This is a genomic window from Roseiconus nitratireducens, assembly GCF_008629675.1.
Taxonomy (GTDB): Bacteria; Planctomycetota; Planctomycetia; order Pirellulales; family Pirellulaceae; genus Stieleria; species Stieleria nitratireducens.
Map to the genome: position 1 here is coordinate 85,685 of NZ_VWOX01000022.1, position 13,573 is coordinate 99,257.

At 61.1% G+C, this 13,573-nt stretch carries 2 protein-coding genes; one reads left to right on the plus strand and one right to left on the minus strand.

Annotated elements, in window-relative coordinates; genetic code table 11:
- Positions 1 to 106 precede the first annotated feature (106 nt).
- Positions 107 to 844 carry a PEP-CTERM sorting domain-containing protein gene (locus tag FYK55_RS25575; protein WP_150079473.1) on the minus strand — a complete coding sequence of 246 codons (738 nt, stop codon included), beginning with the start codon at positions 842 to 844 and terminating at the stop codon, positions 107 to 109.
- 276 nt (positions 845 to 1,120) lie between these two features.
- Between FYK55_RS25575 and FYK55_RS25580 the strand changes: the two genes are divergently transcribed.
- On the plus strand, positions 1,121 to 13,573 hold a 12,453-nt coding region (locus tag FYK55_RS25580), incomplete at its 3' end, for a peroxidase family protein (protein WP_201743809.1).

Genomic DNA, 13,573 nt, shown 5'->3' on the forward strand with positions numbered 1-13,573 from the left:
GTCGCCCGTCCAACGCATGCATCGTGATCGATCGGTGCGCCGGCATGCACAGCATGCCCTACCCGAGCCCAAAGAGGCGATGCTGAGTCGACTGCCGCTTCCAGCGTCAGACGCTGGCTCGCGTTCGTCGGCGTCGGCCCACGGCGAGCAGGGGAATCGCCAACGCGAAGATCGTCATCGAACTGGGTTCCGGAATCACTTCTGCTCGAGACGTCAGCACGACATTGTCGAGGCTTGCCGATGAGTCGACTAAGCTGTCGTTTCCGGCGAACAGGCTGAATTCAAGAATGGCCATTTGGGGCGCAATTGCGCTGACGTCCACGGTGACTCGCGTCCAACCGCTTCTCAGTCCCGGAACATTGGTGTCGAAAAACTGGACGCCCGGATTGGAGGCCGAATTGCCGTTGTCGTCTATCGAAAGAAAGGTAGGAAGATCCACATTCGGCAAAAGCGGACTCGTCAAAAGTGGGTTGCCCCCAAGGTCATAGAGGCCGGCCTGGAAGCTATCCGGCGCATCGAAGAATCCCGTTTGCCCCGAGGACTGAAACTGGAAATCGAACGACAGCGATTGCGATCGGTTTGTCAACTCGATCGTTTGCTCAAGTTGCGTTGTCTCGAGTGGCGACTGATCGTTGAACAACACAAAGCGGTTCGTGTCGACCCCTGCAGCCGGGGGCAGGAACTGGATGAATGGCGGGAGGCTGAATGTGTCCCAGCCCGTAAAGACATTACCGCTTCCGGCCTCGAAATCTCCATTCATGATCCCCATCACGCCCGCCTGGGCCGGCCGAGCGAGTGTTGCGGTCAGCAACGCTGCCAGCAAAACGGCCGTGAATCTTCTCATTTCGGCTGAGCTTTTCATCGATCTCTGATTCCCGTCAGAACGCATGGATGCCACCGCCCCGGGGGGCAAGTTAGTTGGTTCCCGACGGGGATGCAACGTTTCAGGGCCGAATTATGTGAACACAGAATCACTTTCCTGGGGAACGGTGTCGGACCCCCAAAAATGATTGAATGCGCCCCTGGGGGGTGCTATGCTTGGCCCCCTTCGGGGCGAGATTCATCGGTACATCCGGACCAAGACGCCGGGATCGACACCTGATTGACTGGGAATGAACCCATGGTTGCAACACGCAGGCAGCGTGCGTTTGGCTCTTTGACGGGGCGGATTCAACGCAGGAATCCGAGAGCGATCCGCCAGAAGCAGTTGGACAAGATTCGCAAACGGTTGCGGATGGCCGAGACGCTCGAGGTTCGGTCGGCCCCCGGGTCGATGATGCCTCTACCCGCTGAGGGTTTGAGCGCCGCCCTGGCTGCCGCGGCACTTTCCAACTCGTTGGCACAGCGATCTGTCACGGGCGACCAAAGCCCCGACTCGACGACGGCAATCCCCCGACGCACCGGCGAAGCTGAAGTTGCCAGCCGTGCGACAAACCAGGACCAAGGGAGGTCGTTGCAGCCGCTCGATGGGGAAGCCCGCCCATGGCAGGCCCAGCCGCTTGCGGTTGGATTGGGTTTGGGCGGCGAAGCGCTGTCGCCCACACTCAATGCAGCCCTTTCAAGCGGCGGGTTGGTTGGGACGACGGGCACGCTACCGGCGCAGGACTCGAGCGCCGAATCGACGCCGGGCCAGCAGCCGACCCTCGGGACCTTTTCCAGTGTGATCGGGGGCGGGGAACCGGCCGGAGGTTCCGGGGCAAAGCTGACGGTTCAGGCGACATCGCAAGACGGCGCCGCAATGGGAATCAGCTCGTCGTCGCGCGGTGCTGGCGGCGCCGGAGGGGGTGGTGGCGGTGGTCTTTCGGCCGGTGGTGCGGAAGGGGAATCGACGACGGGTCCGACGACCGATCCGCCTTCCGCCGATAGCTCGACAAACGCAGACGAGGGAACCGGCACCGCGAACAATCAGGCAAACGCCGATGCACCGCAGCCTGCACCCGCTGCCGCCACGGCAACCACCGTTGCCGAACCATTCCCCGCGAACCTGGAGAATTGGACCGTTGCGCAGACCGGCGGAAGCGAGACCGCGGCCGGTAGCGTCTCGGTCGACAACGGGGCCGCCGTTTTGAGTGAAGGCGACTCGTTCAGCGTTTCATTGAGTCGAACCTTTGTCGTTCCGGCTGGTGCGGAAACCCTGACCTTCGAGTACGAGGACTTGAATTTTGACACCACTTCGGAAGGAGCGATCAATGACGCCTTCGAAGTAGAACTGCTTGATGCCGAAGGCTTTTCCCTGGTATCGCCCCACGGCTCGGGGCGAAGTTCGTTGCTGAACGTGACCGACGGCCAGGCAGCGTCAAGCGGCATCAACGTGCAGGTGACTCCGGCCGGAGCGGGCGCCGCTGCGGTCACGGTCGACGTCTCCCAGATTCCAGCGGACACCGTCGCGACGCTCCGTTTTCGGCTGGTCAACAATGATGGTGATGCCGGCACGACCGTCCGCATCTTGACGGTGGGGATTCCTCAAGCGGAGCAGGTTCAAGCGAACGATGACCAGTTCACCGTCGCGGAAGATAGCCCGGTGACCAACTTCGACGTTCTGGCCAACGATGAACTGGTGGCGGGCGAGATCGTGTCGGTCAGTGCGGGATCGGCTGGCGGTCGGCTGGCGATCGTTGCGGGGCAGAGCGTGGACTATACCCCGGCCAAAGATTTCTTCGGCGAGGAGGTGTTCAGCTACACCGTGGTCGATACGGTCAGCGGAACCCGACAGTCGGCCGAAGCGACGGTGACCGTCACATCGGTCAATGATCCTCCCACCGCCAACGACGACACCTTCGCGTTGTCGGCCCGGGACGAATCCATCGTGTTGGACGTGCTCAAGAATGACTCGATCGCACCCGACGTCGGGGAAAACCTTACCGTCATCGCAGTCACCCCGGGATCTCAAGGGGGGACACTCCGTATCGAAGACGACAAGCGTTTGGTGTACTCGCCGGCCAGCGGATTCGCGGGAACGGAAACCTTTTCCTACACGATCAATGACGGGACGCCCGACAGCAACGCTCAGGCGACCGTGACGGTTCGCGTTGAAGGGCTGCCCGTTGAAATCGATTTGCCCGATGTGAGCGGGGACGAGGGTGACGCGATCACGCTTTCGGCCGGGTTTGAGGACCCGATCAACACCGATCCCCACACGGTGGTGATCGATTGGGGAGACGGTGCCTCGGAAGTCGCGTTGGTCAATGAACAACTGGGCGTGGGCGAGATCCTTGCCCGACACGTGTATGCCGACAACGGCCTGTACACCGTTCAAATGCGAGTCACGGACGCGACGGGCAAAGTCACGACCGAATCGTCAACCGCAAACATCGGCAACGTCGCTCCAACGTTGAGCGGCGTCGACGACGTGTCGCTTGTCGAAGGCAATGAAGTTCGCTTTCATTTGGCGACGTTGTCCGATCCCGGATTCCGCAATCAAGACGCTCTGACGGACGAAACCTTCACGGCGACGATCGACTGGGGTGATGGGACACCCGTCCAGCCGGCGACCGTCGCGCCGTCTCCGGGAGGCGATGGGAAGCCAACGATCGCATCGATTTTTGGACAACACACCTACCTGGATGACGGCCTGTTTACGGTGACCGTCACCGCCGTGGACGACGACGGCGGTCAGGCCGCAACGACAATCATGGTTCAGGTGGAGAATGCCACGCCGCGATTTTTGACCGCCGTCGGACCGCGAGGAGGCGTCAATCAAGAGTTTGAACTCTTGGCCCGATTCTCTGACCAAGGGCTCTCGGATGTTCATACCGCCCAGGTCGACTGGGGTGACGGTTTCGTCGACGCCAGCATCACGGAAGAAAACGGACGTTCATTGATCTCCTCCAAGTTCGCTTTTTCTCAGCCGGGTGAGTTCCCGGTGACGGTTCGCGTTCGCGACGACGGCGGCGCGATGGCTGAACTGATGGTGATGGCGACGGCGACTTTGGAAACCGATGCGATTCCGCCGACCGGCGTCCTGGTCTCGCCGGTTCCGGGATCGACGATCAATGCCGATCCCGGTTACGTGGAAATCCAGTGGTCGGATAATGAGTCTCTGGATGAGACTTCGTTCGGCGCTTCGGACATCACAATCAGCGGGGTCACGGTCAGCACGGCGACACCGGACGCGACGACACCCGGTTTGGTGCGGTACGCGTACAGCGGTGACCTGGCGGAAGGCGCGGTCACGGTGACTTTGGTTGCCGGTGAAGTGGCGGACCTTGGTGGCAACACCAACGTTGCGGCGTCGGAGAGCTTCACGTTTGACATTCCGGACCTGACGGCTCCGACGGGTGCTCTGGTCTCGCCGACTCCGGGATCAACGATCCATGCCGATCCGGGTTACGTGGAAATCCAGTGGTCGGATAATGAGTCTCTGGACGAGACTTCGTTCGGCGCTTCGGACATCACAATCAGCGGGGTCACGGTCAGCACGGCGACACCGGACGCGACGACACCCGGTTTGGTGCGGTACGCGTACAGCGGTGACCTGGCGGAAGGCGCGGTCACGGTGACTTTGGTTGCCGGTGAAGTGGCGGACCTTGGTGGCAACACCAACGTTGCGGCGTCGGAGAGCTTCACGTTTGACATTCCGGACCTGACGGCTCCGACGGGTGCTCTGGTCTCGCCGACTCCGGGATCAACGATCAATACCGATCCGGGTTACGTGGAAATCCAGTGGTCGGATAATGAGTCCCTGGATGCGACTTCGTTCGGCGTTTCGGACATCACGATCAGCGGCGTCACGGTTAGCACGGCGACGCCGGACGCGACGACGCCCGGTTTGGTGCGGTACGCGTACAGCGGCTCGCTGGGTGAAGGTGCGGTGACGGTGACTTTGGTTGCCGGTGAAGTGGCGGACCTGGCGGGCAACACCAACGTTTCGGCGTCGCAGAGCTTCACGTTTGACATTTTGGACCTGACGGCTCCGACGGGCGCCTTGGTCTCGCCGACTCCGGGATCAACGATCAATGCCGATCCGGGTTACGTGGAAATCCAGTGGTCGGATGACGAGTCTCTGGACGAGACTTCGTTCGGCGCTTCGGACATCACGATCAGCGGTGTCACGGTCAACACGGCGACGCCGGACGCGACGACGCCCGGTTTGGTGCGTTACGGATACAGCGGCAATCTCAGTGGCGGGGAAGTGACCGTCACGTTGGTTGCCGGCGAAGTGCTTGATGGAGCAGGAAATGCGAATGCGCAGTCGACCGGCGTATTCAATCTGGAACTTGCCGGCCCATCGGACATCAGCGATCTCGTGGCGCTGAAGTACAGCTTGCCCCAAGTCAATCCGCGGTTTCGCACGATTTCTTTCGTCGGTTCCGTGGTGAATATCTCCGACGCGACGCTGCGCGGTCCGATGCGCGTTTACTGGTACGACCTTTCGCCTCACATCATGGCATTCAACCCGGACGGGTACAGCGATGCCGGCGAACCCTATTTTGACATTGACGTTCCGGAGACGGGAATTGGACCCGGTGAATTGTCGACCCCACGACTGTTCACGCTACGCAACATGACGTTTGCTCCTTACGAGTATTCGACTCGAGTGACCGGCGTGGTGGCGTCATCCGTTGCGGAAGGAGAGGCCGGGCCGATGCCTTCCGGATCGCTTGCTTTCCAAAGCCCGACGCTGCCATACGACGTCAACGACAGCGGGTGGGTGACTCCGATCGATGCGCTGGGAGTGATCAACCGCTTGGGACGTCAGACCGATATCGGGACCGTTGCGCCGATGGATCCCGAAGACTGGAACGGCATGTTCTACGACGTCAGCGGCGATGGAAGCATTTCTCCCCGGGACGCACTGCAGGTGGTCAATGAACTGGCGCGGCAATTCGAGGCCGGCCCGACGCTGGCGACGACGTTGACGCCGGAATCGGAGTCGGTGCTGGAATCGATGCCGCCCGTCATCACCGCGGGATTGCTTCGCGACACGGCGCCGGGCGGCCAAACCAATCAGGACCGAATCACCTCGGATCCACGCATCGCCGGTGTGATCACCGATGCCAGTCCCATCGTGGCTCTGCGTGCGGCATTCGGCGAGGCGGATCAGCAAAACTATGTCGCGCTGGATGCAGCAACGTTGGTCGATGTGGATGGCAACTTGATATTGGATGTGCCAACGCTGGAGCAGGTGTATGGGGGAGCGTTGGATGACGGCGAGCACCAGTTGAATCTGGTCGCCGAAGACGAGCATGGGAATGTTTCGTCGACATTCACGGTCCTGTTTACGTTGGACACGCAATCTCCCTCGCGTCCGGCGATGCCGGATCTTCTGGCGATCAGTGACACCGGAGTTCGCGACGACGACGATTTGACCGCCAACAACGCGCCTCGAATTGTTGTGGCGACCGATTCCGGAAACGGCTTGCAACTATTGGTGGACGGAGTTCCTCAAGTCCAGGTCCCGTTCGGGGGATCGGTTGTGTTGGGAACCGGCGTTCTGAGTGATGGGGCGCACGAGATCACCGTGGTAGCCGAGGACGCGGCGGGCAACCGCAGCGAAGTGTCGACGCCGCTGACGGTCCAGGTCGACACTTCCGCACCCTCGGCGGCGACGTTGGACTTGGATGTCGGATCCGACAGTGAACCAGTGGGCGACCGCATCACCACTCAGGGAACGGTGCGTCTGGTCGGACAAGCCGACTCCGGTTCTTCCGTGCAACTGGGGACCTCGGGCGCGGTGACGACGGCGGCCAGTGACGGGACCTTTGCATTTGAAAATGTCGTTCTGGTCAGCGGTTTGAACCTGTTGGCGGTCACGGCGATCGACGCGGCAGGCAATCGGACCACGAGTTCTTATCCGTTCATCCGCCGGTCTCCCGTCGATGATGTGCCGCCTCAGGTCACGGCGCGGCTGGCAAATGACACGGGCGCGGATCCGACCGACGGCGTGACGTCCGATGCGACCATCGTCGGGACGGTTTCGGACGACCGTGCGGGGGTCATCCTTCGCGGCGGTTTTGACGCATCCGCCATTGGGAGTTTCAAGAAGATCTCGTTCGATCCCGCCAGTGGCAACTTCACCCTGACGCGGCCGCAGTTGGCGACGTTGGCGGGAGGAAGTCTGAACCAGAAGGCACAGACGCTTTATCTGCAAGCGACCGATGCCCAGGGGAACGTCTCGACGCTGACAGCGATCCAATTCACCTTTGACGCCACCGGTCCCGCGTTCACGGCCAACCTGTCTTGGCAAGACGGCAGGACGGGAAGCTATTTCGATGTTGATTTCAGCGAACCGGTCAGCGAAGCCGCTTCGCTGGACAATGCCTACAGCCTGATCATCAACTCCGGTCCGGATGCCGGCCAGTCCGTCGCGATCGCGTCCACGGAGCGGATAAGCGCGTCGAAAGTCCGCATCCGTCTGAGCGAGGTTCTGCCCAGCAATCGCTTTCTGTTGAAGGTCTCCGCTGGTATCACCGATCAGGCGGGCAATCGCTTGGTGTTGCCCAATACGTCGACCTTCACAGTGACGGAGCCGGTGATGATCACGGAGTTCGCCCCGTACAGCGGCGAACCGATGGTGAACGTGCGACGTGAAATCACGGTGCGATTCGAGTCCGAGATCGACCCGACGACCGTCACGCAGGATTCGTTCTACTTGATTGCCAACGGAGAACGTTTGACCGGCACCGCGCGCGTCAGCAGCACCGCCCGGTACATGACGTTCTTTCCCGACGTACCACTGCCGGCATCAACGGAGGTTCGCATTGTTGTCGATGGTGACAAATTGATGACGCGCGCCGGCCAGCCCGTCGATGCCGACGGTGACGGCGTTCCGGGCGGTGTGGGCCACGCGGATTTCACGACTTCGCCGCTGACCGGGATTGAAGGGACGTCTGTCAGCGGATACGTGCTTGACGCCCACCGCACCGTCGATGCCGAAGTCCTGCCCATTGCGGTTCCGACGGGCGATCCCTATTTCGACCCGATGGGCACTGGCACCGCGACGATCCCGTTCACGCGGGCCCGGTTCGTCGGGTCGACCGGTGATCGCCAGGATAACCCTCGGCAGCACGTCAACCTGATCACCAGCTTCTTGGACGCGAGCATGGTGTACGGATCCGACGAAGCACGCGCGACGCAGCTGCGGGCAATGGACGGTTCGGGAAAACTGAAGGTGGGTTCGGGCGACCTGTTGCCACTGAACGACCCGACCAACTTTCCCGACGGGCCGCTGGAGGTCGACAACCAGGGGCCGTTCGACGACAGCACGATGTTCGCCGCCGGCGACATTCGCGCCACGGAAAACCCCGGACTCGCTTCGTTGCACACGTTGCTCGTTCGCGAGCACAATCGCTACGCCGATCAACTTCGTGTGTCGAATCCGAATCTGCGAGGCGAGGAACTCTACCAGGCGGCGCGGCGCTGGGTCGGGGGCGTGATCCAGCACATCACCTACAACGAGTTCTTGCCGGCATTGTTGGGCGACGATCCGCTGGGCAACTACGAAGGGTACGATTCGAACGTCGACCCCAGTATTTCCGCAGCCTTTTCCGGAGCCGCTTTCCGTCTGGGACACTCGATGTCGACGGACGAGATTCTGCGACTGAACGAGGACGGCAGCAGTTTGCCGGGCGGAGCTTTGCCTCTGGTCAACGGCTTCTTCAACTCCCAGACGCTGCTTGATGACGGCATCGAGCCTTACATTCTGGGGCTGATCGGCCAGCAAGCCAACGAAGTTGATACGCAAGAAATCGATGCACTGCGAAATTTCTTGTTCGGCCCTCCCGGGGCCGGCGGGCTGGATCTGGTTTCGATCAACATTCAACGGGGACGTGATCTGGGCCTGCCGGGCTACAACCAGGCGCGGGTCGATTTCGGTTTCGACCCGATCTCGAGTTTCGAACAACTCACGTCCGATGTCACGGTCGCGGCAGCACTGGAGACCATCTACGGTTCGGTCGATCAGGTGGACCTGTTCGTCGGAGGTTTGGCGGAGGACCACGTCAGTGGCGGAACGGTTGGTGAACTGTTTGCGGCGATCATCACCGATCAATTCCGTCGGGCTCGCGATGGAGATCGTTTCTGGTATGAAAACCAGCGGTTCACCGATCAGGAGCTAAGTGACATTCGCGCCACGACGCTGTCGGCCCTGGTCGTGCGAAATACAGACATCTCCAGTCTGCCCGCCAACGTCCTGTCCAACGGCACACTGCCCATGGGGCCGATGCCGGCGGGATCTTCGGCCAGCGAATCGCCGGATGAAGACCGCCGGATCGATGGCGTGGGCAACAATCCGTTGAATCCCGGTCTGGGACGGGCCGGCGCACCGTTGCAGCAAAACTTCACCGTCAATTACGAAGATGGGATCTCCGAATTGGCGGACGCCGACCGCCCCGGTCCGCGTGAAGTTTCCAACGCGTTGTTCCCACAAATGACCGAGGTCACCAACGCGGCCGGGTTGACGTCTTTGTTCGTTGCCTGGGGACAATTCATCGATCACGACCTCTCTAAGTCGCCGTCGCAGTCCACCTCGCCGACCGTGGTTCCCGTCGCCGGGGCAACGTTGACGGTCGAGGGGGCACCCAATTTGCGGGCGACCACCGATGCCACCGGCTTCTTCTACCTGGACAATTTGCCCGCGCCCGAAGTCTTCGTGCGCATCGATGGTTCCCAAGCGACCAACGCCCCCGAAGACGGTGCCTACACGTACGTTGCCAAGCCGTTGAAAACCGTGCCCGGCCAGGCGATACCGCTGTCGAAGAACGGCGAAGGGTTCAACATCTTTCTGCCCGTCGTTCCGGCCGATGCCCCGCAGGCGCTTTCGACAGTAGAGACCACGTCGCTCAAGTTTCAGCCCCAAACGATGCAGTTGGCCGAGGACGTGTTCCCGGATCTGGACCCGGAGATGTTGGAACTGTTTTCGTTGGACCTTCCGCCGGGGTCGGCGGTCGATCGCGAAGGCAATCCGGTGCCCACGGGCTTCGTCGTCCCGGTACCGCCGGATCGATTGCCCGAACCCTTGCCGCCCGGATTGGATGCGAACCTGGTCGTGTCGATTCAGGCCCCCGGTGCGGAGAACTTCGATGTTCCGGCTCCGATCACGTTCCCCAACACCGAAGGCCTGGCACCGGGGGAAAAGACGCTGCTGTTCTCTTATGACCACGACGCCGGTGAATGGGTCGCGGTGGGCAGCGGGACGGTCCGCGAGGACGGGATGGCGGTCGAATCCGATCCGGGCGTTGGCATCCTGGCCCCCGGTTGGCACGTGATCCAACCCGGCGTGATCTTGCGCGGCAACGTGGTGGTCGGACAGCGTGGCGGACTGTTCGGTCGTAGCGCGACCGATGAACTGTCGGTGCAAACGGGCCGGCACTACTACAAGTTGGAAAACCTGGACAACGGATTTGTCATTCGGGGCGTCACCGATGTGGTGGATCGAATTTTCGATCGTCAGATTATTTCGGCCAATGCCAACTACCGGTTGTCCGTGTACGGCCTGGTCACCGGCCAACACGGAAGTGTCGAATTTCAAACCCCGGGCAACGGGGCGCAAATCACCGCTCCGATCTCCGTGATCTCCAAAGACCCGGTCATCGATACCGACGGTGACGGGTTGAATGACGAAATCGAGAGCATCGTCGGGACGGCGTTCAACCGCGCCGATACCGACAGCGACGGCATTCGCGATCTGGCGGAATTGCAACAGGGGCTGAATCCGTTTGACAATCGTCCCTTCCCGACCGGGGTTGTTTCCACGCTTCCGCTTCGCGGAACCGCGAACGAGTTGGTGATCGAGGGATCGATTCTCAGTCCCGAAGGCCAGACCGCTTACGTGGCGACCGGGGCGGGGCTGGCGATTCTGAACGCGACCCAATTCGACAACCCGATCGTGCTGGGGCAAATCGATTTGGGGAACGCCGTTGATGTTTCGGTGGATTCCAACCTGATGATCGCCGCGGTGGCGACCGGTGCCGGCGGGCTTCAATTGGTCGACGTTTCTGACCCGATGATGCCGGAACTGATCGAGAAAGTGGATATCAATGTCCGCGAAGTCGAAGTCATCGAAGGCGTTGCCTACACGATGGTCGCCGGAAAGGCTCTCGCCTACGACTTGAAGACGGGCGATCTGCTGGATAAGACCCTGGCGATTACCAGCGCCGAATTGGTTGCAATGGATCGTGCAGGATCCACGCTGTACTTCGCCGACAGTGCCCGCGTGCTTCATGTCGTCGACGCCAGCGATTTCACCTTGCAACCGTTGGCGACGCTGCAGCTTCCAAGTCTGCCGAACGAAATCTTCGCGGGCGGGGGATTCGTCTACGCCTCGACGATTGCCGGGGCGGGAGTGAGCCGCGGTGGATACATGACGGTCGACGTTTCCGATCCAACGGCACCGGTGCTGCTGGCACAGGGCTTTACCTACGACACTCCCATCACCGGTAGCGGGATTGACATCGCGTCCAACGGCGCCGGTCTGGGAATCTCAATCGGCGGCGCGATTGGTCCGATTCCCAATGTGTTGGACGTGTTCGACACGACAGCGCCTTTTCAAATTGATGCTTCCGATCCGGACATCAAATACTTGGATCCCGACGCGCTGCTGACGCGGTTCATTCTGCCCGAGACCCCGAGGGCCGTGGAGATCGCATCCGGGGTCGCCTACACGGCAACCGGGAACGCCGGGATCATTGTCGCGAACTTCAAATCATTTGACAGCGGCGGTGTCGCGCCCACGGTCTCGATCGCGGGATCGCTGGACATCGATCCGGACACTCCGGGCATCCAAATCGAGGAAGGCAAGTTCCTGCCGATTGAAGTCGACGTGTTTGACGTCGACGACGGAACCATCGATCCGGACAACGAAGCACTTCGGCTTGCCCGCCGCGGTCAGGTTCGCAGCGTCGAATTGCTGGTCAACGGCGAAGTCGTTCGGAACGACGTCTCGTTCCCGTTCGAGGATTTTTCGATCCGGGCACCCCGCTTGGAAGACTTTGACGGGCCGATCGAAGTGCAGGTTCGCGCGACCGATACGGGAGGAAACATCGGTCTGAGCGAGACGCTCGTGTTGCAGCCGACCGATCCGGTCCCGGCCCCGCTGGCCGGCGGAACCGCCGAGGGCGAAAGCACGGGGATGGTCCAGGTGGTGCCCGACACCACCGCGCCGGTGTTTGTTGTCTCCAACCCGGAGCCAGGCGGGCTGCGAAGCAAGCGATTCCGGACGCTGCGGTTGGGTTTCGACGAGACCATGGATGAGTCCACGCTGGTCGCGGACAACTTTCGTCTGGTGGGACCGGATGCCGAACCGATCGACATCGTCAGTTCGCCCACCGGCAATGTGTTTCCGATCATCGATGTCCAGGTCCGCAAGTACAGCCGCGAGGTGCAACTGACCTTTGCTCGGCTGGTGCCCGGCGACTACCAACTGTTCATCCAAGAAGACGCGGTGACCGATGCGGCGGGCAATCCGTTGGGAACCGGAGACAACGCTGTCTTGGACTTTACGGTTCTCGATGCGGATTCCGTGTTCATCAATCAGAACGGTGGGGATTGGAACGATCCTGATAACTGGGACACCGGCGAACTGCCTCGAGAGGGAGATGATGTCTACTTGGCAACCGGTGCTGGCGCGACCGTGGACTTCAGCGGCAGCGCCAAACTCAACAAGCTCTCCGGTGCGGGGATTTTGAAAGTCAACGGAGGCGTGCTGGATGTCGCAACGACCATCGAATTCGGCGGGGAAGTCCAACTGGCCGGTGGAACGATTCGCGGTGCGATGATCCTTCCTGGATCCGCCGGGCGAAGCCTGCTTGCCACCGGCAATGATGGAACGCTGGACGGCGTGACCATCCAGGGCGATGCCTTGGTTCAGACGGGCGGACTGGTCACGATTCAAAATGGGTTGACGTTAAACGGCTTCATGCGGATTGAACGCACCACAACCAGCAGCAGTAACACCTACAACACCGGGCTGAGTTTTTCCGGCGGCAATCAGGTCCTTCGCGGCACGGGCACCATCGAACTTTACAATGCCAGAAACTCGGACGATGAAGGTGACGTTCGTATCTACCCGTCCGCCGGCGGCAGCCTGACCATCGGACAGGACATCACCGTTCGAAACGCCTCCAATTCGTACTTCACGACCATTGGTGCCGGCGGACCGTTGACCGTCCTGGGCACGATTGTTTCGCAGTCCAGCGGAAACACGCTGCGCGTGCGAGGCGGTAGCCTGTCCAACCGTGGTTCGATGGTGCTTGATCGCGGAACCCTGGACCTGAACGGGCTGGCCGGAGCACTCGGTGATGTATCGATTGCCTCGGGAACCGCCCTGGACCTCTCCGGGACTTACACGATTGAAACCGATCGCACGATCGATGGTGCGACGCTGCGCTTAGCGGGTAACTGGACGAATTCGGCCAATCTGGGGCTGTCCGGCAACTCGACGTTGGACCTAGGTGGCCAATGGACCAATCAGGGGCAGATCGTCGTGGACGCATCCACCGTGAATCTGCTGACCCGGAGCGACGAGCCCGGGGACATCCAGATTAACGACTCGCGGATCAATCTGTTGAGCGGCTACATGACGTCGGAACTGGAAGCGATCAGCAGCGGCGACACGAGTGTTTATGTCCAGTCGGGC

What these genes read in the sequence shown, in the direction of transcription:
- FYK55_RS25575 (WP_150079473.1), bottom strand. Translation starts at nt 844, where the DNA reads ATGAGAAGATTCACGGCCGTTTTGCTGGCAGCGTTGCTGACCGCAACA.